The following is a 25,471-nucleotide window of genomic DNA, read 5'->3' as shown; positions in this document are numbered from 1 at the left end:
TAAATCCCGCCAGGAGGATGAGAACGAGAAGCGGCCCGAGCCAGTTCGGCATGGTGAACTCCGTTCAGACCGCCTCAGCGCGGCGCGGCGGCCGGCACCGTCTCGATCAGCTTGCCGGTATAGATCGGCGTCGAGGTCGGCTTGCCGCTCGGCGATCCACCGGCCTGCTCGACGGTCACCGCGTAGGTCGCGGCATTGATCGTACCGGCGTCGTAGTCGGCGAGCACCGGGCGGGCGGTGAAATCGCTGCCGCCGATCACGCCGAGCGAACGCGGCTGCGGCAGCTTGTCGGAGATCAACCAGAGCTCAAAGCTCTTGCCGGGCTCGGCATCGGTGCCAACTTTGCGGACGGTGAAATTTTTGGTGGCGGCGTCGACCGTCAAGATGAAGGCGGGCGAGCCCGCGTCGCGCTGCAGCAGCGCAACGTATTGCGCCGAGGGCACGGGCGATGGCGCCGGCGTCTTGACCTCGACCGTCTGGATGCGCGGCTTCGGCCGCAGCGCGTCCGGCAGCAGTTCCGGCCGATAGACCTGCACCGCCAGCATCCCGACCAGGGCTGCGGCAAGCGCGGTGGCAATCGACGCGACGCTGCGCAAGCGCCGGACCCGGCCCGTCAACTGAATGACGTTCGAATTATCTACGGCGGTCGGAGGCGCGGCAGCCGGCGGCGCTTCGACGGCCGCTGGTGTCTCGACGGCTGGCGGCGCCTGGGCCACCACAGGCTCGGCCACGGGTTCAGTCGGCGGCGGGGACGGCGGCGGCGCCTCGTGCAGCGCCAGCGGCGCCTGCTGCCCGGTGGAATGGCCGATCGCGGCCTTGATGTTTTCCCACACGATCGGTCGCGGCTCGACGGAGCCGACCATCTGGTTCAGCACGCCGAGCCGGTATTCCCAGGCGTGCACGATCGCGGTGAATTCGGTATCGACGGCCATCATGGTCTCGACCTGCGCGCGTTCGTCGGCATCGAGGGTGCCGAGCGCATATTCCGCGGCGAGCGCGATATGGTCTTCGCTATAGGCCATCGTTCAAGATCCGGACCCCGAAAGCCCGAGACACTCCCTTATGTCCATCATGCTGCGGCGCAGCCACGTCTTCACCGTATTCACTGGCGCCTCGAACTTGGCGGCAAGCTGTTCGCGGCTCCAGCCGTTGTAATAGGCCAGCAGCACGAGCTTCTGCCGATCCGGCTCGAGGCGGCCGACGCATTCCAGCAACCGCTTCAACTCTTCCGTCATCTCGCGCCGCGCCAGCGGATCGGGTGAATCGGCCGCGACTTCCATCGCGGCAGGCTCCTCCTCGATCGAGCTTTCGCTCTTCTTGCGCACCACGTCGATCGCCCGGTTGCGCGCGATCGACACCATCCATGTAATCGGCGAAGCGAGCGCCGGGTTGAACTGGCCGGCGCTGTTCCAGATCTTGACGTAAGCCTCCTGAATGACCTCCTCCGCGAGGTCCTGACGGCGCAAGATACGGAGCACGACGCCGAAGAGTTTCGCACGCGTGGCGGCGTAAAGGCGCTCAAAAGCGGCCTGATCCCCCTTCGCCACCGCGGCAATCAGCCATACCAGCTCCGCTGGCGTCAGCATTCAACGTCCCCCAAAACCTCGATCCTCCACCCGCGTCTTACGCCGGAGCCGTCGAGAAGTTTCGTAGCATACCCTGCGCCAAAGGGGCCACCAAGTCGCCGGTTTCGGGGAATCTGGACAAGAAAAACCCGGGCCTTGTGGCCCGGGTTTTCGATCATTCAACCGATGAGTGTGAGAGAAGCGTCAGGCGACGCCAAGCCGGGCGCGCATCAGGCCAATGGAGTCCATGTCGGCCTGCTCCCGGGCGCTCTCCTCGGCGCGCTCGCGCGCCTGATCGCGCTCGTCGAGCAGTTCGACCTTCTTCAGTTCCTCGAACGCTTCGCTCAGCAGGCTCTTGGCATCCTCAAGCTGGATGCGCAGTTCGTCGGCGGAACGGGTCAGGTTCTCCCGGCGCTGGATCGCGGCCTTGGCGTAGGTCGGGTAGGCGAAATGGGAGGGGTCGTTGATCCCGGCCCGCTCCTGTTCGGTCTGGATTTCGCGCTCGAGATCGACCGACATGCGCTGGAAGTCGGCGATCATGCCTTCGATCTGGGTAACCCTTCGGCGCTTTTCATCGACCTGAAATTTCTTCAGGCGGATCAGCGTTTCGCGTGACTTCATCGACTCATACTCCCCAGAAGTCCCAATCTGAACGCGGGACGGAGGCCGGCTCCCCCGGGGGGCCCCACCGGCGTCATTAATCATGTGCCGGGGATGATGGCCTGACAAAGTTAGCGTTCCGTTTCCAAATTGGTGAGGATTTGCGCCAATAGGCGATAGCCGTCATCCAGGCCTGATTTTTCGTCCTTGGCCTGGCGAAGGAAGGCCTCCAGCGGCTCGTGCAGCCGGATCGCCTCGTCGACTTCGGGGCTCGAACCCGCCCGGTAGGCGCCAAGACGAATGAGTTCCTCCATGTCGGCGTAGGTCGCCATCACCTGGCGGCCCCGCATGATGACGGGCAGATAGTCCGGATTGGCCGATCTCGGCATGGTGCGGGAGACCGATTTGAGGATATTGATCGCGGGAAACCGCCCGCGCTCCGCAATCGAGCGTTGCATCACGACGTGGCCGTCCAGAATACCGCGGACCGCGTCGGCGATGGGCTCGTTATGGTCGTCGCCGTCGACCAGCACCGTGAAAATGCCGGTGATGGTGCCAATGCCGGTGCCCGGCCCTGCCCGCTCCAAGAGTTTCGGCAATTCGGTGAACACGGTCGGCGTATAGCCCTTGGCGGTCGGCGGCTCGCCGGCCGACAACCCGATCTCGCGTTGCGCCATCGCAAAGCGCGTGACCGAGTCCATCAGGCACAGCACGTCCTTGTCCTCATCGCGGAAATACTCCGCGATCGCCAGCGTCAGATAAGCCGCCTGCCGCCGCATCAAGGCGGGCTCATCCGATGTCGCCACCACCACGACCGAGCGCGCAAGACCCTCGTCGCCGAGATCCTCCTGCAGAAATTCCTGCACCTCGCGGCCACGTTCGCCGATCAGGCCGATGACAGTAATGTCGGCATCGACGTTGCGCGCCAGCATCGACAGCAGCACCGATTTGCCGACGCCGGAACCTGCGAAGATGCCGAGCCGCTGACCACGGCAGCAGGTCAGGAACGTGTTGAGCGCACGGACGCCGAGATCGAGCGGGGCGCCTACGCGCTTGCGCGAATGCGCCGGCGGCGGCGAGTTGCGATAGGGCATCGGCGACGGCCCCTGCGCCAGCGGCCCCTTGCCGTCGATCGGTTCCCCCATGGCGTTGATGACGCGGCCGAGCCAGGCCGGTGACGGCCGCACCTGACTGGCCGCCGTTGCAATGACCGCGCGGCAACCGCGCCTGACACCGTCGAGCCCACCGAATGGCATGACCACAGCATTGCTGCCGGAAAAACCGATCACCTCGGCCGGGATGAAGCGGTTGCCGCCGGTATCGATGACGATCCTGGCGCCGACCGACATCGCATGAATGGGCCCCGCGATCTCGACCATCAGCCCGCGCACGCCCACAACACGGCCATATATATTGACGCCGTCGATATCGCCGATCTGCTCCGCGAGCGCCTTCATTGCGAAAACCTTAAGTTTCCGCGTTTTAGCGAACGGCGCTTAACCTCGTGTTTACCCGCATCATTAATCATTGCGTCACTGTCTTTGGTGACTGAGAGCGCTCGCCCGTCAGAAGAAGGACGAATCGCGGGAGTCGGTTAGGCCCGTCTCTTCATGTGGAGCCTGAGTACGCACGGTAGGAAAAAACTGCTTCGACGCAACATCTTAGGGCGATTCGATAAAAATTGCACTTAAAGACCTTGCGAACCGGAATCAGAGTTTGTTAACCATGTGTTGTCAGGATCCGAATCAGTTGTTCAAAGGCGTTTTGAGTGCCGCAAGTGCGGCCGACCTGACGCCCGGAGCGGCGGACTAAAGGGGACTGGCATGCGCGTTTTGCTGATAGAAGATGACAGCGCCGTCGCGCAGTCGATCGAGCTGATGCTCAAATCCGAGAGTTTCAACGTCTATACGACGGATCTCGGAGAGGAAGGCGTCGACCTCGGTAAGCTTTACGATTACGACATTATCCTTCTCGACCTCAACCTGCCCGACATGTCCGGCTACGACGTGCTCAAGCAGCTCCGGGTTTCGAAGATCAAGACCCCCATTCTGATCCTCTCCGGCCTCGCCGGCATCGAGGATAAGGTCAAGGGCCTCGGCGTCGGCGCCGATGACTACATGACCAAGCCCTTCCACAAGGACGAACTGGTTGCCCGCATCCATGCGATCGTGCGCCGTTCCAAGGGTCACGCCCAGTCGGTCATCCAGACCGGCGATCTCGTCGTCAATCTCGACACCAAGACGGTCGAAGTCGGCGGCCAGCGCGTGCACCTGACGGGCAAGGAATACCAGATGCTGGAGCTGCTCTCGCTCCGCAAGGGAACCACCCTCACCAAGGAAATGTTCCTCAACCATCTCTACGGCGGCATGGACGAGCCCGAGCTGAAGATCATCGACGTCTTCATCTGCAAGCTGCGCAAGAAGCTGGCGAACGCCTCCGATGGCCGCAATTTCATCGAAACCGTGTGGGGCCGCGGCTACGTGTTGCGCGAGCCGCACGAGGCGGACGAGCGCATTCCCGCCTGACACCCAGGGTTTACGGCGAGCTGCAAGGCTCACTGCTCCCGACTGGACCCCGCCCGAAATGGCGGGGTTTTTGTTTGGGAATGACTTAATTCACGTCCCCCGATTGAAACCCGATTCCCGCTGTCCCGTAGCTGACGGAATTGTCCGCAAACGATGGGGGAAGTCATGAAAAACGTCAGGCTGGTTGCCGCTGTCGCGCTCGGATCGGCATCGGGCGCGCTCATCGGCTATTCGGCGCTCGCCGGCGGCGACAAGGTCGCCTTCCCGGAGTATTTCGACAAGGGCACGCTCTACGCCACGGTCGATCGTTACGACAACAAGCAGTATCGCGAACTCTATGCGACGCCGGCGGCAGTCGATGCGGTACGCAAGGGGCAGCCGATCCCGAGCGGCACGGTGCTGACGCTGGTCCAGTACAAGGCGCAGCTCGATGCGGCCGGCGAGCCCCTCAAGGATGCCAACGGCCGTTTCCAGAAGGGCGACCTCGTCGCCTACACGGTGATGGAAAAGCGCGACGGCTGGGGCACCGAGTACAAGGATGACATTCGGAACGGCGAATGGGAGTATCAGGCGTTTGGCCCGGACAAGAAGGTCAATGACAAGGCCAATTTGACGGCCTGCTTTTCCTGCCACAAGCCGCATGCCGGGCAGGATTTTGTTATCTCACTAGCGGGCCTGAAGGGCACGCCCGAAGGCGCCATGGCAAAGCCCACGCCGGGCCCTGGCGTGGTCTCGATCTCCGACTTCAAGTTCGGCCCGGAGACCGTCGTGGTCAGCAAGGGCCAGACCATCACCTGGCACAACACCGATTCCTCGCCGCACCAGGTGACGATCACCGGCCCCAAGGCGCAGCGCTCGTCGATCGCGCTGAAGGGCAAGACCACCCAGCTGATCCTCGCCGATGCCGGAAACTACGATTACATCTGCGGCCTGCACCCGGCAATGAAGGGCAAGATCGAGGTCAGGGAATAACCGACTGCGTCAAGGCCGCGGTAGAAGATTTGCCAGCCCCGCCCGAAATAGCGAAGTTTTTGTTTATAGCGTTTTCCAGCGAAGCGGACACCGGTTCGCGTCAAGAAAACGCGTCAAAACAAGCATCTAGTGCACGGTTCTGATCCAATCAGAACCGGGCTCCAGGCAGAGTTTTTATTGGGATTGAACCGCCCGCGTCTATGCGCCGACTGACAGATCGTGCGAACCTTATCGAACGCACGAGTCGGGGCGAATTCAATGGTTCTGCAATCCCTTGCCGGGCTGCCGGCGTTCCTGGTCTATTTCTGCACGGCAATTGTCGCCGTGGTGGCCTACCTCTTCGTCTATACCCGCGTCACGGCGCACAATGAGTTCGACCTGATCCGGGCCAACGAGCCGGCAGCCGCCATTGCGCTGGGCCTGAGCCTGCTCGGCTTCGTGCTGCCGCTGGTCAGTGCCATCGCCCATTCCGCCAATGTCTGGGATTGCATGATCTGGGCCGCGATCGCCCTGATCGTGCAGATAACAGTCTATTTCCTCGTCAGGGTTCCGGTGCCGAACCTGTCGAAGCGGATCGCTTCCGGCGAACTCGCCGCCGCGATCTGGCTCGGGCTGTCCTCGCTGGCTGCCGGCGCACTGAACGCCGCCTGCATGATCTACTGACCATGGCCAACAAATCAGAGCACGAATTCGGCAAGCGCAAACCGGTCTCGGTGCCGGCATCGCCGCGTCCCGCTCAGCCGCCGGCCAAGCGTTCGGGCCATGTTGCGCTGCTGCTGATGGGTACGTTTGCAGTCGGCAGCGCCGCCTACACGCTGATGCCGCACCGCAATTGCGAGCCATCGCCGAATGCGGCCTCGCCGTCGTACCAGCAAAACAATACCGAATGCTCGTCGCGCAGCTCTTCATCCAGTGGCGGCTCCGGCGGCAGCTCGTCGCGCAGCAGCTACTACTCGAGCGATTCGTCCTCGAACCATTCATCCTCGGGCACTTCCGATTCCGGCTCGCACAGCGCGCAGCGCGGCGGCTTCGGCTCGTTCGGGCACGCTGTCGGCTTCTCTGGCGGCTGAATTTCATGCAGCGCATCCCCTGCCCCGAACGCGACGACTGGCGTGCCACCGCCGAAAGCGTGGGATTCACTTTTCACACCATCGACGGCGAGCGCTATTGGGACGAACGGGCCTATTACGCGTTCACGCTGAACGAGATCGAACGGCGGATCGAAGGGCCCACCGCCGAGATCGATGCGATGTGCCTCGAACTGGTCGGCCGCGCGATCAACGACGAAAAATATCTGCGCCGGTTGAAAATACCCGAAGCCTTCTGGCCGCTGCTGTCCGAAAGCTGGCGCCGCCGCGACGCCAGTCTCTATGGCCGGCTGGACCTGAGCTACGACGGCTGGAGCCCGGCGAAACTCTTGGAGTACAACGCGGACACGCCGACCTCGATCTTCGAAGCGGCGGTCTTTCAGTGGACCTGGCTCGAACAGGCGATGGAGCGCAACATCATCCCGAAGCGCGCCGACCAGTTCAATTCAATCCATGAGCGCCTGATCGACGCCTGGAAGAAACACGGCGGCGCGAAGCATCTTCATCTCGCCGGCATGACCGGGAATACCGAGGACGCCGGCACGCTGGCCTATCTGCAGGACACCGCGAGCCAGGCCGGATTGAAGACCACGCTGATGGACATCAAGGACGTCGGACTGGGCGGTGATGGCCGCTTCGTCGATCTCGACGATCGCGCAATTGGGCTCGCCTTCAAGCTCTACCCCTGGGAATGGATGTTTCAGGACGCGTTCGGCGCGAAGCTCGCGAGTGCGCCGACACGCTGGATCGAGCCGCCCTGGAAAGCGATCCTTTCCAACAAGGGTATTCTACCACTGCTATGGGAGATGTTTCCGAAGCACCCCAATTTGCTGCCGGCCTATTTCGAGGACGATCCGAAGGCGTCGATGCTCGGCTCCTCGTTCGTGCGCAAGCCGCTTTATTCGCGCGAAGGCGCCAATGTCGCGCTCGTCAGCGCCGGCACCACGCTGATGGAACAGCGAGGCCCGTACGGGGCGGAAGGATTCATTCGGCAGGCCTTAGCGCCGCTGCCGAGCTTCACCGACCAATACCCGGTGCTTGGAAGCTGGCTGGTCGATCACACGCCATGCGGCCTGTCGATCCGCGAGGACGAGAACCCGATCACCGGCAACACGTCCCGCTTCCTGCCGCACGCGATCGTATAGCGCGGCATGGCAGGCGGACGAGTCGAAGACCAGGCTCAGCGCGCCGCGGCGACGGCCCGCAGGGTTTGCGGCACCAGGGTCGACGCCCCCACCCGTATCACCGGCGCGATGTTCGGACGGTAAAGTCCGCGGCGCTCCGGATAGGGCTTGAAGGTGTTGGTAATGCCGACCACGGATTCGGCCGCGCCCAGCGCCAGCACGCCGTCGGGCTCCAGCATCCGGGAGAGCCGCTCGAAGATACTGGTCTTGGTATTCTGATCGAAATAGATCAGCACGTTGCGGCAGAAGACGATGTCGAACACGCCGAGATGGGAGAAGTCCTGCAGCAGGTTGAGCTGACGATGCTGCACCATGCTGCGAATCTCGGCATTGATCTGCCAAAGCTCGCCGTTCTGGGTGAAGTACTTCACCAGCAACCCGATCGGCAATCCGCGCTGCACCTCGAACTGGCTGAAGATTCCGGCCTTCGATTTTTCCAGCACCGCCTGCGACAGGTCGGTCGCGACGATCTCGGTACGCCAGCCCGACAGCAGGGAACCTGCTTCCTTCAGGCACATCGCGATCGAGTACGGCTCCTGCCCGGTGGAGGACGCCGCGCACCAGATGCGCAGGGAACGACGGGCCGCGCGCGCCTGCGCCATCGCCGGGATGATCGTATCCCGCAAATGGTCGAACGGAATCTTGTCGCGGAAGAAGAACGTCTCGTTGGTGGTCATCGCCTCGACCACCTCCGCCGTCATCGCTTCCGCCCCGCTCCTCATCTTCGCGACGAGCTCGGGAATTCCCGGCAGGCTGGACTTGCGCGCCAGCGGCAACAGCCGGCTTTCGACCAGATATTGCTTGTCGGCGGAAAGATCGAGCCCGGAGCGCTCTTTCAGAAGCTTACGCAGATACTCATAGTCTGAAGGCGTCACGAACGATCTCCTGAAAACAACCGAACCAGTTTTGGCGCGATCTGATTGAGCGGCAGAACCGCCGCGCAAATACCTGCGTTGGTGGCCGCGCCCGGCATACCCCACACCACGCTGGTCGCTTCGTCCTGGGCAATCACGCTGCCGCCGGCGGCGACGATGTCCTTGCCGCCGCGCATGCCGTCGGAGCCCATGCCGGTCAGAATCACCGACATGATGCCGCCCTGCCAGACGTCGATGGCGGAGTTGAACAGCGGGTCCACCGCGGGTTTGCAGAAATTCACCGGCGGCCCGTCGTCGAGCGCGATCGCAGTCTCGGCGCCGTGGCGCACCACGCGCATGTGGCGGCCGCCCGGCGCCAGATAGATCCGGCCGGGCTTGACGATCTCGCCATCGACGGCTTCATGCGCCGGCCGGCGGCTCGCGCGCGCCAGATGCTCGGCGAGAATCGTGGTGAAGGTCGGCGGCATGTGCTGGGTGATCAGCACCGGAAAGCGATCGATCACCGGGCCGATGTCGGCAACCAGCGTCATCAGGGCCTGCGGGCCACCGGTCGACGAACCGATCAGAAGCACCCGCGGCGCCAGCATGCTGAAGGGCCGGCGCGCCAGCGGCAGTTGCGCAACCGGATGATGGACCGGTAAGTCGCGTGCCCGCTCGGGGGCCGGCGCCATGGATGGGCTCGCGGCCGGCGACGCACGCCGGCGGGCCCGGGCGCCCAGATGACGAATCTTCTGAATCAGATCGTGGTGGAAGGTCTCGGCCGCGGTGGCCTCGCGCGTGCTCTCCGGCTTTGGAATGTAGTCGGAGGCGCCGAGCGAAAGCGCCTTGAAGCTGATCTCCGCATTGCGGCGGGTCAGCGTCGACGCCATGATGATGACGAGGTCGCGCTTTTTCGCCAGGAGTTGCGGCAGCGCCGAAATGCCGTCGAGCTCCGGCATTTCGATATCGAGCACGGCAACATCGGGCTTGATGCGCTCGATCTGGTTGACGGCGTCGAGACCGGTACGCAAGGAGGCCGAGACCTCCATGTCCGGCTCGGCGCCGATCCAGCGCGAGATCATCCCGCGGATCACGACGGAGTCGTCGACCACCATCACGCGCAGCTTGTCTTGCCGTGTCGAGATTGGCGGTGGAGACTTCGTTAACGCAACACTCATTACTTCACCCGACCCAACTCAAGCGGCACACTTACAAAAACAACGCCGAAGGCCGTTGAGCCGCCGGGATCACCTGCCCGAGATCAGAGCAGGCCGACTTCCTGGAACTTCGCGGTGACGATGTCCTTGTCGAACGGCTTCATGATGTACTCATTGGCGCCGGCATGCAGCGCTCGCGCAATGTGTGCGACGTCATTTTCGGTGGTGCAGAACACCACCTTGGGCGCGTCGCCGCCGGGCATGCGGCGCAGATTGCCGAGGAATTCGTAGCCGTCCATGACCGGCATGTTCCAGTCGAGCAGAACCGCTTCGGGCATGGCGCGCTTGCAGACTTCAAGCGCCTTTTGGCCGTCCTCGGCTTCGACGATCTGAAAGTCGAGACCTTCGAGGATGCGGCGTGCGACTTTTCGGATGACGCTCGAGTCATCGACGACCAGACATGTTTTCATTTTAGGTCTCCAACTATATTAAATCCCAAGAGGGATGTTTTCATTCCAGCTTCGGTCTTCATGCCGCCATCAGGTCCGGCACGATTTCGAGAACGCGATCGACGTCGAGGACGACCATGAGCTGGCCGTCGAGACGGTGAACGCCGCCGGCGAGCTTGGCCATGCGGGGATCGAGATTGACGGGGTTTTCCTCGCGGCCATCGTCGCGGAGTTTCAGGACCTCGCCGATCTGATCGATCAGAAGGCCGTAGGACTCGCCGCGCAGATCGACGCCGACCGCCATCGGCGGCTTGCCGTCGTCGTTCTTGGGCAGGCCGAGCCGGGCGCGCATGTCGACCACGGTGACGATGCGGCCGCGCAGGTTGAGCACGCCGGCGATCTCGGCCGACGACAACGGCACCCGCGTCAGCCGTTCCGGCATGAACACGTCCTGCACCCGCGAGATCGGCAGGCCGAACAATTGCCCGCCGATCACGGCGGTGACGTATTCGGCGACAGTGCCCTCGATGGTCTCGGTCTTGGTTGTCATGTGCTTGTTTCCTTACGCCGTCCGGCTGAACTTGTTCATGCCGCTCTGCTGGTCTCGGCGGTCTGTTCCTTCAGCGCCGCGATCAGGCCGGGACGGTCGAACTTGGCGACATAATCGTGGAAGCCGGCCTGCCGCCCGCGCTCGATCGCCGCCGGCGACACCAGCGAGGACAAAGCGATGATCGGCATCGTGCTCAGATTGTTGTCGGCGCGGATGGTTTCGGCGAACTCGAAGCCGTTCATGTCCGGCATTTCGATGTCGGTCAGCACCACGTCGAAGGTGAGGCCCGAGCGCAGCGCGGACAGCCCCTCCTGCGCGTTGACGGCGACCCGCACCTTGTAGCCGGCGGCTTTCAAGACCGGCGCCAGCATGTTGCGGAAGAACGCTGAGTCGTCGACCAGCAGCACCGATTGCGCCGTTGATGAAGCCCGCATCTCCTTGCGCGAGAACCAGTCGGCAAACGCCATCGGCAGGAAGTGGCCGACGTCGATCACTTCGGTGGCCTGGCCCTTGATCACGGCGGAACCGAGAATGCCCTCCTGCTGGCCGGCGACCTCGATGTGCAGCCGCTCCTCGACGATGTCGATGATCTCGTCGACCACGAGCCCCATCGAGCGGCCGTCGTCGGCGAACACCAGGATCGGCTGCGAGCCCGTGGTCTGGACGGTGACCCCATTCATCTGCACCAGCGGCATCAGCTGCTCGCGGTACTGCACCATGTAGCGGCCGTTACTGAGCTCGATCTTGTCGGTGGCGATCTCCTCCAGCCGGGTGACGAGGCCGAGCGGGACCGCCTTGGGCTGGCTCGATCCGGCGCGGAACACCAAAAGCGAGGTAAGCTGTTCTCCGCCGATCGCATGCGCGGCCGACGCCTCGTCGGCCATCTCATGGGCCGAGGAGCCGGAGGCGCCGAGCGCCTTGGCAATGCCGTTGGGGTCGATGATCATGATCACGGCGCCATCGCCGAGAATGGTGTTGCCGGAGAACATGTCGATGTGCCGCAGTTTTGTGGACATCGGCTTGACCACGATTTCTTCGGTGTGGAACACGCCGTCGACCACGATGCCAAAGGTCTGGCTGCCGACCTGCGTCACCACGATGAAGCCGTTCTCGGGATCGGAGGAAGAGCCGTCGTCGATCTTCAATAGCTTCTTCAGGTGCATCAGCGGCAACAGCTTGTTGCGCAACCTGAGGACAGCGGTGTCCTTGATGCGCTCGATGCGGTGTTCGGAGTTGGCGCGGGCGCGGACCAGCTCGACCACGGACAGTTGCGGGATGGCAAAGCGGTCGCCGGCGGCCTCCACGATCAGGGCCGAGACGATGGCAAGCGTCAGCGGGATCTTGATGGTGACAGAAGAGCCCTCACCGGCTACCGACTTGATGTCGATGGTGCCGCCGATCTGGTCGATATTGGTGCGCACCACGTCCATGCCGACGCCGCGGCCGGAGACCGAGGTGACGGTGGCCGCGGTCGAGAAGCCCGGCGCGAAGATGAACTTGTGGATCTGGGCTTCGGTCATCTTCTCCAGTTCGGCCTCGGTGACGAGACCGTTGGAGACTGCCTTGGCCTTGATCCGCTCGGTGTTGAGCCCGCGGCCATTGTCGGCGATGCAGATGATGATGTGGCCGCCCTCGTGATAGGCCGAGAGGCGGATGGTGCCCTGCTCGCCCTTGCCTGAAGCCAGCCGCTCGGCCGGGGTCTCCAGGCCGTGGTCGGCGGAGTTGCGCACCATGTGCGTCAACGGATCCTTGATCAGGTCGAGCACCTGGCGGTCGAGTTCGGTGTCGGCGCCGTGCATCTCGAGCTCGATCTGCTTGCCGAGTTCGCCGGAGAGGTCGCGGACGATCCGCGGCAGCTTCTGCCAGGCATTGCCGATCGGCTGCATCCGCGTCTTCATGACGCCTTCCTGCAGTTCGGCGGTGACGTTCGACAAACGCTGCAGCGGCACCTTGAACTCGGTGTCCTCGTTGCGGCGGGAGATTTCCAAAAGCTGGTTGCGGGTCAACACCAGCTCGGAGACCATGGTCATCAGATGTTCGAGCGTGTCGACGTTGACGCGGATCGACTGGTTGGCGATCTTGTCGGCTTCCTGGACGTCGGTGTCGGCGACAGCGGCGCGCTTGGCAGGTTTTGCCTTTACTTCCTTTGCAACCTGCGGCTCGGGGGCGGCTTCCGGCGCGGCCGGCTTGGCGGCGGGCTTCGGCGCGGGCGCGACTTCGGTCGCGGTCTCGCGGAAGGCGCGCTCGAGGTCGTCGAGCGAGACTTCGCCGGGACGCAAGGGGCGTTCCAGCACCTGCTCGATCAACGTGCCTGATGTCACCGCCGGCTGAACGGGCGGTGCGGCAACGACGGGGACTGGCGCGGGCTCAGCCGCAGCTTCCGCATGGTGGCCGCCCTCGGCCATCGCGTGCAGCTTCTCGATCAGATCTTCGTCGGTGCCCTCGGGCTCGGTTTCGGTGGCCTCAAGGCCGGCGAGAATTTCCTTGATGCGGTCGATGCTGCTCAGGATCAGCGTCACGGCCTCGGCCTTGACCGGCATGCCGTCGCGGAATTTGCCCATCAGCGTCTCGCCGGCATGGGCCAGCGCTTCCAGCCGCGGCAGACCTAAGAAGCCGCAGGTGCCCTTGATGGTGTGGACCAGCCGGAAGATGTTATCCAGGATCTTCGCGTCGCTCGGGTCCTGCTCGAACCGCACCAACTGATTGTCGACCGTATCCAGGCTCTCGCTGGTTTCGGTCAAAAACTCCCGCAACAAATCATCCATGAAACTGGCCTTCGTACGCACCGGCACGCGACATCGACGTGCCTTACGGAACTAGGCCAGCTTCTATGCAAAGCGTTTAATATTGGTTGCTCAAATGGAAAAGAACGGGATCAACAAAGAGATAAGACGGCAGAAATGAATTCTGCCGCCTGTTTTCAACACTTGGTTAACCATGTTTGCGCGCAGGCCGCGCTTCAGGCCGCGGTAACGACCACCTTTTCGCCATCGGGCGCAAGCGTCACGCTCAGCCCGCAGGCCTGCGCCAACAGCCGCGTATAGTAAGGCTGCACCGCGTGCGCATCGACGGACGCCGTCGAATTCACGCTCAGGAGATCGGCGATGTTCTGCGGCAGGCGGGCGTTCAGGCCGGCCGACGTCACGCGAAAACTCATCGTCTCGCCGTCACCGATCGGATCGATCGTCAACGTACCGCCGCGCGGGATCGTCTGCTGCGCAATGATCAGCATGTTCAACAGCAGCTTGACGCGGTTCTTCGGCAGCAACAGCCGCGGCAGATTCCAGGTGATGGTGATCTTGCCGTCCTCGATGTGGCCGCGCGCCATGGTCTGGGCATCGCCGAGATCGATCTGCGCGCCCGCCGATCCCGCCGCGCCAAACGCCAGGCGGCAGAACTGCAATCGTGCGGAGGCGGTCTTGGCGCTCTTGCGGATCAGATCGAGCGCGAAATCGCGGTCTTCGGGCTTCGGGTTGTCGTCAAGCACCTCAAGCCCATTGACGATGGCGCCAACCGGGCTGATGAGATCGTGACAGACTCGCGAACACAACAGCGCCGCGAGTTCGAGGGCATCGGGAGCCGGACCGGGAGACGAAGTGCCAGACATCATGGGTTCCTGGAAAGCCGCCTGGTCGCAAATTGCTGGCGGGCGTTTACGAATCACGCGTGCTTATCGGTTTGATACACTGCGCAGCCCCCTGCTGCCAGCATGGGGCGGCAATGGTAAGGCAGGACGAACAGCAAATAGGCCCAGCTCATGAATGAGGCTCGTCCACACGACCGCGATACCGCCGCGGCGCTGATCGAACCGCTGACCGACATCGTGATCCGGGCGGGTGCGGCCATCCTCGCCGTCAACCGTTCCGCCATGAAGGTCGACGGCAAGACCGACGGCTCGCCGGTAACGGAGGCCGATCTGGCGGCGGACCGAATCATCGCCGAGGGCCTGGCCCAGGTGGCGCCCGACATACCTTCGCTGTCGGAAGAGCGCGCCGAGCCGGCCGCGCTGCCCCACAAGGAAAGCTTCTTCCTGATCGACCCGCTGGACGGCACCAAGGAATTCGTCGCCGGCCGCAACGAATTCACGGTCAATCTGGCGCTGGTAACCCACGGGACGCCGCTGCTCGGCATCATCAGCGCGCCCGCGCTCGGGCTGATCTGGCGCGGCATTGTCGGACGCGGCGCGGAACGGCTGACGCTTGGCAAGGGTAAACCGCTGATCGAGCCGATTCGCACCCGTCCCTGCCCGCCGCGCGGCCAGCCGTGGACGGTCGCGGTCAGCCGCTCGCATGGCGATGCCAGGACCGAAGCCTTCATTGCGGCAAGGCCGGGCGCAATACGATACGAACTCGGCTCGGCGGTCAAACTCGGCCGGGTGGCCGAGGGCGGGGTCGATATCTATCCCCGGCTGTCGCCGGTCTCCGAATGGGACGTGGCTGCGGGCCATGCGGTCGTTACGGCCGCCGGCGGCAGGATCACGGATTCAAACGGTGCGGCGCTGGTTTTTGGCTCCGGGCGGAAGGACTTCATCGTTCCGGAATTCATCGCCTGGGGCGATCCCAAGGCGGCGGTGTGAGTTTCGTAGCCCGAGCGAGCGAAGCGACCCCGGGACAGTGGCAACAAAACCAACGGATATTCGATGTGGCCGGCACCGCCCCGGGGTCGCTGCGCTCGCCCGGGCTACGGCAGCTCGCTACTGCGCAAGCCCTCGCTCCAGGGCCGGCCAGCGCGCGCGCGCGTCTTTCACGAAACGCGCCGGCTCGGCGGCGAACGCATCGCGGTTTTCCTCGCGGCCGAACAGATAGAGCCGCTGGCCCGCGACCACCCAGAAGCGCGGGTTGCCCGCATAGGTTACGCCTCGTACCAGATCGACCGGGTCATAGCCGCCGAACTGGGGCCCGTAGATCTCCGGATGCGCCACGAAAGAGGCGCGATTGCCCTGGTTGCGGAAACGCCAGACGGCGCCGGATTCGCGGGCCTCGAAGTCGGGCAACCCCTGGGCTGCCATGGATTCCGTGAAATAGGCGACGGGATCGAAGCCCTCGATGGCGAGCCCGGAATAGCGGTTCACCACCACGCGCTCGGTGGTCGCGGCCCACGCGGCGAAATCAAGGCTGAGCGCAGCAAAAAAGCCTGCCAATAAGGCAAAAAGGGCTATTCCGGGGCGCGAACCGTATCTTTCCTGCCGTTGTGCCGTCATAGTTGGTGCCGATAACATGCGAGTCGAGGGGACACTGGGCGCAACCTAGAGCCATGCTTGTTGGCGTCAGGTTAAGGCGGCGGCCAGAATTTCGATGCCAGGGGTTCTTTCATGACGTTTGCTACACGCCTTGCCGCGGTGACGTTTGCCGCGCTGATGTGCTGGACCGTGCAGGCTTCCGCACAGCAGCCGCAGCAGGCACCATATCCGCAGCAGCAGCCGGCGCCCTATCCGCCGCCGCAACGCCAGGCGGGGCCCGAGACCTTTGGACCGGACGAACTGGTTTCGGCCGGGCACAAGTTCTTCGGCAACGTCTCGCGCGGGCTGGCCTCGGTCATCGAGCGCGCGGTCAGCCAATGGGGCCTTCCCAACGGCTATGTGCTCGGCGAGGAAGGCTCAGGCGCTTTTGTGGCAGGCCTGCGGTATGGCGAAGGCACGCTCTACACCAAGAACGCCGGCGATCTGCGGGTCTACTGGCAGGGGCCGTCGGTCGGCTTCGACTGGGGCGGCGACGGCGCGCGCACCATGACGCTGGTCTACAACCTGCCCGCCACCAACGCGATCTATCAGCGCTTCGTCGGCATCGACGGCTCCGCCTATATCGTCGGCGGCTTCGGCATGACCGCGCTGACCGCCAATAACATCGTGCTGGTGCCGATCCGCTCCGGCATCGGACTGCGGCTTGGCGCCAATGTCGGCTATCTCAAATATACCCCGCGCGCGACCTGGAACCCGTTCTGAGCCCGTTCGTCGGGATATCCACACGCGTCTCGTCCTGCCGATTCAGGTTAACGCGGCAATGGGCTGGCCTTTGGCCGGCCGGGCGTGGCAATGTGATTAACGAATCCTTGTCTGTGTGGAGTGACCATCCATGATCGAGCCGATCATGTATCTGGCGATCGGTTTTCTGGTCTCCATGCTGTTCGGTCTGATGATCGTGCCGCTGGTGCATAACCGTGCGGTGCGGCTGACGACGCGGCGGCTCGAGGCGGCAACGCCGCTGTCGATGGCCGAGATCCAGGCCGACAAGGACCAGTTGCGCGCGGAATTCGCGATGTCGGCGCGACGACTCGAAATGAACGTCGAGCAGCTCAAGAACAAGACCACGAGCCAGCTCGCCGAACTCGGCAAGAAGAGCGACGCGATCAACCGCATGAAGATCGAGCTCGGCGAAAAGAACGCCGCGATCTTCTCGCTCGAAGCGCGCGAGAAGGCGGTGAAGGAGCAGTTGCGCGCCACCGAAGAGGAATTCGCGGCGAAGACCGAACTGTTGCGCAACGCCGAAGCGGCGCTGACCGACAAGCAGGCCGAGCTCGCCAGGATCAATCACGAATTGAACGATCGTTCGATGACGGCGGACAGCCGCCAGGTCGAGCTGGTCGCGGTGCGCACGCAGATCGAGGAATTGAAGGGCCGCGTCGGCGACGCCGAAAAGGAATTTTCGACGACGCAGGCTCGCCTCGCCCAGGAGCGCGCCGACTCCGACCGCGCGACGCAGGAACTGAGCGAAGCGCGCAGCCGCGTCGAAAATTTGAGCCAGCGCGTCACCGATCTCGACCGGCAATTGATCGTCCAGGTCAAGGAGGCCGAGATGCTCGGCAACCGCGTCAACGACCTCGAAGCGCGGCTGGCGACGCAAGGCAAGATCCTCGCCGAGCGCGAATACGAAAACAACCAGCTCAGGCAGACCACTACGGTCGCCGAGCGCGTCATGACGGATTTGCGCAACGAGGTCGCGACGCTGTCCGGCGGCGGCAGTTCGGCGGCGATCGAGAAATTGCGCAGCGAGAAAGCGGCTGTCGAGGAACAGCTTCGTATCGCCCGCGACGAACGCGCCAAACTGCAGCGCGACATCAACGCGATCCAGCAACAGGCCGAAAGCTCCTGGCAGACCGAGAGGATGGAAAACGCGCTGCTCCGCGAGCGCATCAACGACATCGCCGCCGAGGTCGCCAAGCTCGCCATGCAGCTCGAGGGCCCGAATTCGGCGATCGAGGCGATGCTGGCCGCGGAACCGGCCGTGCCGAAAACCCCGGCCAAGCCCGCCAACGACGTCGCCGGCGCCGCCCCCGTCTCCGAAGGCGGCGGGACGCTGGCCGAACGCATCCGCGCGCTGCAGTCGCACGCCTCCCGCGCCCGCCAGCAGGGGGCGTAATTCTCCCGACTTCGCGCGAAAACGCGGCATTACGGCCCGACTGATCGCTTGACACTATGGGCCCGTACTTCGTAAATCGCGGGCTCTGACGGGGCTCATGGTTCGCCCCAAATTCCCGGACGCATAGCTCAGCGGGAGAGCGTTCCCTTCACACGGGAGAGGTCCAAGGTTCGATCCCTTGTGCGTCCACCATTCAAAGCCCCGCAAGACGGGGCTTTTTGCATTTTTGGAACAGGGCTTATTCGGCAGTTGCCGGCACATTTAGGCAAAGCCAGGCAGCAACAGGCGGGGGAAAATCCGGGAATTTTGTTCAGGAAATGTTTTTTCGTTTCGCCCCCTCTGCGCCGAGGAGACCGCCGCATCCCGTTCCCAACTACTTGCTTGGGCCAGCCATTTCCATTTCAACTTCGTCTTCGAACGCTCTCATGTTCATGGCGACGAAGCGCCGCAATACGTCTAGCGGAGCCACGATCCGTTACCCGCGATGGGAGATATGAAGTCCCTGTGCAGGCAAGTTGATCTTTTGGCGCCATCGAACAGCACGGTGACGCCGGTGGTACGGGGACTGACGTCGACAATAACGCCAGTCTGGCCAGCCAGCTTTGGGCATCGATCGGCTCCAAGCTCACTCACCTTAAAGCGAGTGCCGACAACAATTCTGTCGATTTCCTGAACCATCATCAAAACTTTTCAATAAGGGCAAACAATCGTTTCGCTTAAAGCCCGAGAAAAATGTGAGGGACGTCCTGCGTTGCGGCATTTGATCCCCGCATGACTTTTGCCATCAGATGCCGCACTGCGAAACCCCCGACGAGTACGGGAATCTGGAAGACCCTGCCTGGCCCAACCGCGATGCCGGAAGGCAACGCTCCGACCGAAAGTGATTTCTGGCCCAATAATCTCGTTGGTTTTTCCCGGCACCTGGCGAATCATTCCCGGCAGCCACTTTTGGGGGGCGATCATGGATTTATTCCTCGCTGAGAAAGTCGCCGTTTTGGAAAGCGAGACGACGCACAAGACCTGCCGTTCCTGTGGTGAAAGATTGAGGCTGATTCGAACGATGGTTAACTCGCGCACGGGCTCCATCCTCCACATGTTCGAATGCCGGTGCGGGGAGCGCACGTGGGACGACTAGAGACCAGGCCTTGTGCGTCCACCACTAAAACCCCTTTAAAATAAAGGCTTTCTTGCATTTTCGCCCGTCGCCGGTCTCGGCAGATTTGGGGGAATTTCACGCTTTTTCACGCTTCAATGCGTGAAAAATCCGCGAAGTCGGAAAGCGCCCCGCCCGGCCGAGGCCACTAAACGAGCCGGCATACTCGCCGAGGCCGGGCACGATGGTGCGCAGTCTATATCGAGGCCCACCGCGCGGCCCATGGGGATAACCACACGTTTTGATTGTTACCGGTCGTGAGATTGCGGAACATCAGACCATGTCTTTTTCGGGACAAGGAGATGATCTCACAAATGGCCGACAATTCAGAGAGGCGCGTTGAAATAAAGGACCTCGCTGTCGTTGTGCCTCTGATCGCTAGCTCAGTTGCCATGAGCTACGAGGTCGGCCGGTTCCTCATATTTGGTGGATTTTATTATTTCAGCATTTCGGAGCACTTACTTTTCGCTCTCTCAAGTCTGCCTCTCGCACTGTTCGGCACGATCTTTCTCGCGCTTATTTTTGTTCCAATTAGCTACTTCGCAAACAGAACCCATGAATGGAAATTCGGCCCTCGAATAAGAACCTATATTGCCTTGCTCACCATCGCGCTTCTAATCCTGTTCGTGGTCTTCATGGAGAGTAACTTTGTTCCAGAATTGCTTCGAGAATTTCGAGCGACGCTAACTTTGTTGCTGGTGATAGGAGGCGCCATCTTAGCGAACGGATTTCATTACCGGCAAGGATTGACTAGCCCCGTCGTCATTCTCTTCGTTTTGGGAATGTCGATCACGTTCGCAGTGACGGTCGCGATGGACATTTCCAACGCAAACATATCTCGCGTCCGAACAGGCCGATTTCTTTCGGAGATTGTCACGAAATCGGCAACCCAGAAGGCATTCGTCGTCATGGGTGGTGAGCGCGGCTTGTTACTCTATCATCCTGACAGCAAGCGCGTGAGTTTTCAGCGAGCCGACGAAATCCAAAAAATCGAATGGCAATTATGGGGCCGCCCCGAATGATGGGCACCCCTCATCATCGCCGCTAGCCTCGGCTTCCTCGTCGGCCTCGCGTGCCTTTGACGTTCTGGCGCTCGACGGCGACGATTTGCGGAAACTGCCCTTGCACCTTCGAAAGAACAACCTCGCCCGGCTACTGGCGCGGCGGATCGCCGGCATTTTCGTCAGCACCTTTGAGCAAGGCGAGATCGGGCCGGACCTGTTTCGCCACGCCTGCAAGTTCAACCTTGAGGGTTTGGTTTCGAAGCACCGCGAGCGGCCCTATCGCGCCGGGCCGTCGCCGTATTGGGTCAAAGTGAAAAACCCGCAGCATCCGGCGATGCAGCGGGCTAAAGAGGCGTTCGAGTAGCGCGCGCCTGGGCTGGCGCCCTACGCCTTCCGACGAGGCGCACCGCTATCTTGCTCGGTTTCGGATCGACGGCGATTGCTTTTTTTCAAAGCCTCGATGAGATCGATCACGTTTCCGCCGGCAGGAAGGGTGAGCCTCGGCTGCTCCTGCGCAAGTCCACCATAGACCTCAATAAAATCAGTACTTTGATTGACCAACTAATGTGACCTAGCTCTCATGTTCGGCACGAAGTGTGTGAACAAAACATGCGTGCAATAACGGTGCATCCATCTGTCGTGCTAAAAATAGCAGAAGCGCCTTTTGGTTTTAGCCAAAAAGAGATAACTGGCGTGAGAACGCTTTACCGATTTTCGGTAATCCGCTTTTGCCGATTTGCGTAAAGAGAAATGATCGACCCCCGGATCAAGTTGACAGAGCGCAGGTACGAGCCCGCGCCCTAACTGATGAGACTCACGGATTTTGGGGTTCAATTTCGACTTGGACTTGCCAGTATGGATTGAACTGATCCTTTGATCCCGCTCGGTGTATTTTTAGTGGTTGTCGATTTTCAATAGCGATACCGATGTATTCTGATCTCCACTGCGCATTTTCGTATTGAGATTTCGAAACGATTGCCTTTCCTAAGCTTTCGCATTTTGCAATTCGTTGCGAAATCTGTCCGACCCGTTGCTTTGTGTCATCATCACCATGCTCCCGCCATCTACAGTAAAATTGGTAAGCGGGCGTAACGAAGCAAGCCTCGGCGTCTGGCAACGCGACTCTCGAAAAGGATTCGCCGCTGTTCTGGGATGCGCCTCCACGAAGAACCGCAAATCCAGTTGGCGCCGCATCAAGAATCTCAGCCAACGCCAAGCAATCGTCTAGCAATTGTACGGTTTCAAACGATGCTGCGCATTCAGCTCTTCGTTTCTTGTAAATTGCCAAGTACTGCCTCATGGCAATTGTAACGTTTTCGTACGCTACGTACTCAGCGCGACTTTTCTGATAGGCGGAAGCCCATAGGTTGATCGTTGCATCGTAATGCGACACAACGTCAGCACAATCATTGTATTTGTTCAAAAAGAGAAGGGTCGCATGTACGGAAGCTGACTCAAGATCGAGTTGCGCCGGCGAGAGTCGCGTGGCGAAGCGGTACGCCTTGTCAGTTCTTCCTATTTCTTTGAGCTTGGCTTCCAGTTCCTTCTGAACGCGGTCGACGTTCCCTTGGTATGATTGATTAGTTGCTAGTCCATGAGTCGCAAACGAATACAAAGTTACGTCCTTCGTACGACGAACGGCTGACGACCAAGCTAGTTCCGCAGCAGAATAATTTCGTTCAGCATCATTGATTTGCGCGAGAGCCGTCCAAATTCCATCGTCCAAGCGTGTTTCGACGCGGGTCGCAAGTTCGACGGCTCGAAGTGCGAGACTCCTTTGTTTGACTCCAAGCAGATTACGATAATCCGCTTGGGTCTGTAAGTTAAGCGTCGCCATCTTTTCGGCGCCAGCATAATATTGGTCAATGAGTTTGCCTACACCATCAACGTAGGACTCCCTAGTGTCCGTCCATGTATGAACTAACGCAAATGTTCCAGTGACCACTGAAAATATGAAAGCCGCCGTAGACAGCATTCGAGTGGGGTCGCGAAGAAACGGCTTTGGTAATTTTTCGGGAAGGCCAGTCACAACAACAGGGATCGGAGTCCTTTCTGACGTTTCTGCCTCATCTGACATTTCAAATACCTCATAGGAGAGAAGAAAATCTTTGGTGGGTGCAATTGCCGAATGCCAATTATAAATCTTTCGATGGGAGGGGCTCTTTTCAGGTTTGGACACAAACCGCACGAGCCAGCTTTTGTCGGCCACATGATTGCCGCCCGCCCCAGGGTAGAGCAATCATTTCTCAACCTGAATGCGAGCACAAGCAATTTTCCGACGCGGATTGCAGGGTGAGTTGCCAGCAACCCAGCCGCTGCCGGAACGGCATTGCAGCGTAGGAAAAGTACCGCCTTCCGGCGTTTTACAATCTGGCATAGCAATCTTAGAAGAGCCGATTCAGCGTATTGCCCGGCTGCGGCAAGGCCGCTGTAATGACCAGCCATGGGCACTGGACACGCGAGGCGGCCTGGATACGTTCTGCCCGAGATTGTGCCGGTCGCGGAAATCGCACCCGATGCGAACGAACCAATTTGGAGGCCGGTATCGGCCTGCGCGGCGAGACGATGATTGAGGCTGGATACTCGACAATAAAATATCCGTGCTTGCAGAACCAAATAACGCCGCGGTTCGACGGTGGTGCTCGGCCTTTTGATCGGGCGCAAGGCAGGCCTACTCGTGACCGGTGGCAAGCGGGTTGCGCAGAGATAACGAAAACGATCGCCGGGGCATGATCGCTTCCGACAACCCATTCCACTTTTGCGCTGGCGCTGCCCTCCGGATCGGGATCACGACCGGATTGCCGCAGTCGGTGGGACCCACGCGCTCCAGCCTGTTAGCAAAATGAATGCGCTGCAACATGTGATTGAGCAGTTGACACACCTCGCGCGACCCGTTGCTATGCTGAAGTGTTTAGTAAAAGGGTAGGGAAACTTCATGAAATACGCGTTCTTCAGCAGGTTTTTGCCGTTAGTTGCCGTCACAGCTTTTTCGTTGTCGGCCCTGCCGGCCTCGGCCAGCATATATAACTCGCTCGTTGTCTTTGGCGACAGCCTGTCGGACGTTGGTAACAACGCCGTCGTGATCGGCACCAATGCCGGACAGACCATTTCAGGCAACACCTACGTTCCCAGTCAGCCCTACGGCTCCGGGGTTTACAGCAATGGACCCGTTTGGGCATCGAACGCCGCATCGCAACTCGGCGTAACGCTGCAACCTTCGCTGCTTGGCGGAACGGGTTACGCGTATGGGGGCGCGACCACGGGTCCAGCCGGCAACGGCTTTCCTTTCAGCCTGCTCACCCAGGCCAACCAGTACCTGGCCACCAACACCGTCTCCGCCAATGCGCTTTACGTCATCGCCGGCGGTGGCAACGATGCCCGAGCAGCGCTTGGCGCAATCGCAGCGTGCCCGGCGTGCGCGGGACCAACCGTGGCGGCAACGGCAGCTCAATACGCAGCCAACGTCGGTTCGATTGTGAACGCGCTTCAAGCTGCAGGTGCGCAGCACATCATCGTCTGGAACACGCCCAATCTCGGGCTAGCGCCTGCTGTTGCGGCGGCAGGCGCTTCCGGATTGGGGACGTTCCTCGCTGCCAGCATGAACACCGCGCTCGCCGCGCAGTTGACGGGCGAGTCCGGCGTAACGACTTTCGACATTTTCGGTCTGGGCACGTCGATCGCACTCAATCCAGCAGCGTTTGGTTTTACCGACGTGACCAATGCCTGCGGGGCAGTTGTCGCTGCGAACTGTAACACCTACGCATATTGGGACGGCATTCATCCGACAGCTGCGGCGCACGCAGTGATCGCCGACGCCTTCCTCGTGGTTGCCGGCGTTCCCGAACCCTCCACCTGGGTCATGATGTTCGTCGGCTTTGCTTGCGTTGGCTTCGTGGCCTACCGCCGACGCCCACAGCCAGCCGCGCTTGGCGCTGCCTGATCGCCAGCCCGATCAGAATGCAGAGACCGCCTTCGGGCGGTCTTTTGCTTGGCACGAGGATGCCTCTTATTCATCCACTGTTGTTGATTGACTTCTGAAACCCGGTGGGCTCAAGTCACTTTTTAAGCTTGTTTTTGCATGCCATTGGCACGTCTGAAGAGAAATATTTTACGGGCGTTGCTGGGCCCCGCATCGCTGGAATCGGCCTCCGTCGCTCAGGAGATTATTTGCCCAAGCGAACGAGTTGCGCATCCGCGTCCGATTTACATGAACGATCAAATCGACCGGATCGTCGCTTCTATCCCTGAATCTACCGTGCCTGCACAAATCCGCGCCGTGACCGGTGTCGAAACTGTTCACGATGCTACAATCGCCTACCACATAGCTGATGCCACGATAATCGACGGAACAATTTACTCTGGAACGCTTCGCTATTTCATTTCCAGCCAACAGTCGCGGACGCCCCCTCGAAGTCTCGAATGCGCGTCGCTAATTTCATCAATGGTCACTCAAAAATACTTTGCGCACTGGCTTGCTGACGGCTGCGTGCAATACTTGCTGCCAGCGCAAGCAAGGATAAACGTCGGCCCGATCCCTTATCCCGACGCAACAGCTTACGCAGAACTCTTCGGCCAGGACTGGAAGTCCATCGTCGTCGATAGTGCTACGGTCAAGAACCTAATCATCACCGCTGATTACGCGCAGAATAGCTCAAAGCGCAGGCGCTACGAAATTCTGCACTCAAGGATCGTGAACACCTTTGGCCCAAAGGAGAAAACATCTCTCGTTTATCTCCGACGAGGGAACACGGGCGCGGCCCGTCTTATCGACAATGAAGCCAGTTTAATCGAAGCGCTCGTCGGCGCGGATTTGAGGTACTGGAAATAGACGCTGGCGTAGACCGCATTAGCACATCCTTGCTTTCGGCTAAGCTGCTCGTGTCAATCGAAGGAAGCCATTGCAGTCACGCAGCAGTGTCAATGCAACCCGGCAGCGGAATCATTATGCTTCAGCCGCCTGACAGATTCACAGCATTCCACAAGGGATGGGCCGATTGTCGCTCCGTTAGATTTGG

General features: G+C 61.1%; 24 protein-coding genes, 1 tRNA gene and 1 pseudogene. 13 read left to right on the top strand and 13 right to left on the bottom strand.

What is annotated here, in order from left to right; all coding sequences use genetic code 11:
* Positions 1–74: 74 nt before the first annotated feature.
* The 4 genes from IVB05_RS06530 to fliI all read right to left on the bottom strand — a co-directional run bounded on the left by IVB05_RS06530 (position 75) and on the right by fliI (position 3,622).
* Positions 75–1,022 carry an anti-sigma factor gene (locus tag IVB05_RS06530; RefSeq protein WP_247783596.1) on the bottom strand — a complete coding sequence of 316 codons (948 nt, stop codon included), beginning with the start codon at positions 1,020–1,022 and terminating at the stop codon, positions 75–77.
* 3 nt (positions 1,023–1,025) lie between these two features.
* Positions 1,026–1,586, bottom strand: coding sequence for a sigma-70 family RNA polymerase sigma factor (locus tag IVB05_RS06525; protein WP_247783595.1), 561 nt, complete (start codon positions 1,584–1,586; stop codon positions 1,026–1,028).
* A gap of 183 nt (positions 1,587–1,769) precedes the next feature.
* Positions 1,770–2,186: a flagellar export protein FliJ gene (fliJ, locus tag IVB05_RS06520; protein ID WP_057842912.1), complete on the bottom strand. Its 417-nt coding sequence runs from the start codon at positions 2,184–2,186 to the stop codon at positions 1,770–1,772.
* Between the two features lie 110 nt (positions 2,187–2,296).
* Positions 2,297–3,622: a flagellar protein export ATPase FliI gene (gene fliI, locus IVB05_RS06515; RefSeq protein ID WP_247783594.1), complete on the bottom strand. Its 1,326-nt coding sequence runs from the start codon at positions 3,620–3,622 to the stop codon at positions 2,297–2,299.
* A gap of 366 nt (positions 3,623–3,988) precedes the next feature.
* Here fliI and IVB05_RS06510 point away from each other — a divergent pair, with 366 nt between their 5' ends.
* From IVB05_RS06510 to IVB05_RS06490, 5 genes are all read left to right on the top strand, one after another.
* Positions 3,989–4,690, top strand: coding sequence for a response regulator transcription factor (locus tag IVB05_RS06510; protein WP_247783593.1), 702 nt, complete (start codon positions 3,989–3,991; stop codon positions 4,688–4,690).
* Positions 4,691–4,855: 165 nt separating this feature from the next.
* Complete coding sequence (locus IVB05_RS06505) at positions 4,856–5,662, top strand: cytochrome P460 family protein (RefSeq protein ID WP_247783592.1); 807 nt, start codon at positions 4,856–4,858, stop codon at positions 5,660–5,662.
* A 258-nt stretch (positions 5,663–5,920) separates the two neighbouring features.
* On the top strand, positions 5,921–6,325 hold the full coding sequence (locus IVB05_RS06500; RefSeq protein ID WP_247783591.1) for a DUF350 domain-containing protein: 405 nt from the start codon (positions 5,921–5,923) through the stop codon (positions 6,323–6,325).
* Between the two features lie 2 nt (positions 6,326–6,327).
* Entirely contained in the window at positions 6,328–6,732 is a 405-nt protein-coding gene (locus IVB05_RS06495) for a hypothetical protein (RefSeq protein ID WP_247783590.1), read from the top strand.
* A gap of 5 nt (positions 6,733–6,737) precedes the next feature.
* Complete coding sequence (locus IVB05_RS06490) at positions 6,738–7,895, top strand: glutathionylspermidine synthase family protein (protein ID WP_247783589.1); 1,158 nt, start codon at positions 6,738–6,740, stop codon at positions 7,893–7,895.
* Between the two features lie 35 nt (positions 7,896–7,930).
* Here the strand turns inward: IVB05_RS06490 and IVB05_RS06485 are convergent, their stop codons facing one another.
* The 6 genes from IVB05_RS06485 to IVB05_RS06460 form a co-directional block, all read right to left on the bottom strand.
* The gene (locus IVB05_RS06485; RefSeq protein ID WP_247783588.1) at positions 7,931–8,809 is read right to left on the bottom strand and encodes a protein-glutamate O-methyltransferase CheR; all 879 of its coding nucleotides are present in this window, start codon (positions 8,807–8,809) and stop codon (positions 7,931–7,933) included.
* Positions 8,806–9,966 (bottom strand): chemotaxis response regulator protein-glutamate methylesterase, encoded by a 1,161-nt coding sequence (locus tag IVB05_RS06480; RefSeq protein WP_247783587.1) that lies wholly within the window; start codon positions 9,964–9,966, stop codon positions 8,806–8,808. The genes IVB05_RS06485 and IVB05_RS06480 overlap by 4 nt, the downstream gene beginning before the upstream one ends.
* An 83-nt stretch (positions 9,967–10,049) precedes the next feature.
* Positions 10,050–10,415, bottom strand: a complete 366-nt coding sequence (locus IVB05_RS06475) for a response regulator (protein ID WP_108517399.1) — start codon at positions 10,413–10,415, stop codon at positions 10,050–10,052.
* Positions 10,416–10,473: 58 nt separating this feature from the next.
* Entirely contained in the window at positions 10,474–10,944 is a 471-nt protein-coding gene (locus IVB05_RS06470) for a chemotaxis protein CheW (protein ID WP_247783586.1), read from the bottom strand.
* A 35-nt stretch (positions 10,945–10,979) separates the two neighbouring features.
* Positions 10,980–13,709 carry a hybrid sensor histidine kinase/response regulator gene (locus tag IVB05_RS06465; protein WP_247783585.1) on the bottom strand — a complete coding sequence of 910 codons (2,730 nt, stop codon included), beginning with the start codon at positions 13,707–13,709 and terminating at the stop codon, positions 10,980–10,982.
* Between the two features lie 194 nt (positions 13,710–13,903).
* Positions 13,904–14,551 (bottom strand): histidine phosphotransferase family protein, encoded by a 648-nt coding sequence (locus IVB05_RS06460; protein ID WP_108522925.1) that lies wholly within the window; start codon positions 14,549–14,551, stop codon positions 13,904–13,906.
* Between the two features lie 150 nt (positions 14,552–14,701).
* Between IVB05_RS06460 and cysQ the strand changes: the two genes are divergently transcribed.
* Positions 14,702–15,520 carry a 3'(2'),5'-bisphosphate nucleotidase CysQ gene (cysQ, locus tag IVB05_RS06455; RefSeq protein WP_247783584.1) on the top strand — a complete coding sequence of 273 codons (819 nt, stop codon included), beginning with the start codon at positions 14,702–14,704 and terminating at the stop codon, positions 15,518–15,520.
* A gap of 117 nt (positions 15,521–15,637) precedes the next feature.
* Here cysQ and IVB05_RS06450 read toward each other — a convergent pair whose 3' ends face one another.
* Complete coding sequence (locus IVB05_RS06450; RefSeq protein WP_247783583.1) at positions 15,638–16,144, bottom strand: YHS domain-containing (seleno)protein; 507 nt, start codon at positions 16,142–16,144, stop codon at positions 15,638–15,640.
* Between the two features lie 111 nt (positions 16,145–16,255).
* On the opposite strand from IVB05_RS06450, the gene IVB05_RS06445 reads away from it, so the two are divergent.
* From IVB05_RS06445 to IVB05_RS06435, 3 genes are all read left to right on the top strand, one after another.
* A complete protein-coding gene (locus IVB05_RS06445; RefSeq protein ID WP_247783582.1) occupies positions 16,256–16,885 on the top strand; it encodes a DUF1134 domain-containing protein in 630 nt (209 codons plus the stop codon).
* Between the two features lie 130 nt (positions 16,886–17,015).
* Entirely contained in the window at positions 17,016–18,299 is a 1,284-nt protein-coding gene (locus IVB05_RS06440; protein WP_247783581.1) for a hypothetical protein, read from the top strand.
* 117 nt (positions 18,300–18,416) lie between these two features.
* A tRNA-Val gene (locus IVB05_RS06435) sits at positions 18,417–18,491 on the top strand.
* Between the two features lie 498 nt (positions 18,492–18,989).
* On the opposite strand, the gene IVB05_RS06430 is transcribed toward IVB05_RS06435, so the two are convergent.
* Positions 18,990–19,376: a hypothetical protein gene (locus IVB05_RS06430; RefSeq protein ID WP_247783580.1), complete on the bottom strand. Its 387-nt coding sequence runs from the start codon at positions 19,374–19,376 to the stop codon at positions 18,990–18,992.
* Positions 19,377–19,766: 390 nt separating this feature from the next.
* On the opposite strand from IVB05_RS06430, the gene IVB05_RS06425 reads away from it, so the two are divergent.
* Both IVB05_RS06425 and IVB05_RS06420 read left to right on the top strand, forming a co-directional pair.
* Entirely contained in the window at positions 19,767–20,474 is a 708-nt protein-coding gene (locus IVB05_RS06425) for a hypothetical protein (protein ID WP_247783579.1), read from the top strand.
* 55 nt (positions 20,475–20,529) lie between these two features.
* Positions 20,530–20,820: pseudogene (locus IVB05_RS06420) on the top strand (DNA ligase); the annotation flags it as partial.
* 450 nt (positions 20,821–21,270) lie between these two features.
* Here IVB05_RS06420 and IVB05_RS06415 read toward each other — a convergent pair.
* Complete coding sequence (locus IVB05_RS06415; RefSeq protein WP_247783578.1) at positions 21,271–22,695, bottom strand: hypothetical protein; 1,425 nt, start codon at positions 22,693–22,695, stop codon at positions 21,271–21,273.
* Positions 22,696–23,391: 696 nt separating this feature from the next.
* Here IVB05_RS06415 and IVB05_RS06410 point away from each other — a divergent pair.
* Both IVB05_RS06410 and IVB05_RS06405 read left to right on the top strand, forming a co-directional pair.
* Entirely contained in the window at positions 23,392–24,396 is a 1,005-nt protein-coding gene (locus tag IVB05_RS06410) for an SGNH/GDSL hydrolase family protein (RefSeq protein WP_247783577.1), read from the top strand.
* A gap of 138 nt (positions 24,397–24,534) precedes the next feature.
* Positions 24,535–25,284 (top strand): hypothetical protein, encoded by a 750-nt coding sequence (locus IVB05_RS06405; RefSeq protein WP_247783576.1) that lies wholly within the window; start codon positions 24,535–24,537, stop codon positions 25,282–25,284.
* Positions 25,285–25,471: the final 187 nt, after the last annotated feature.

The sequence above is a fragment of the Bradyrhizobium sp. 170 genome, from assembly GCF_023101085.1.
Lineage (GTDB): Bacteria > Pseudomonadota > Alphaproteobacteria > Rhizobiales > Xanthobacteraceae > Bradyrhizobium.
The sequence above is the reverse complement of the archived record's forward strand: the minus strand, read 5'-3'. Positions and strand labels throughout refer to the sequence as shown.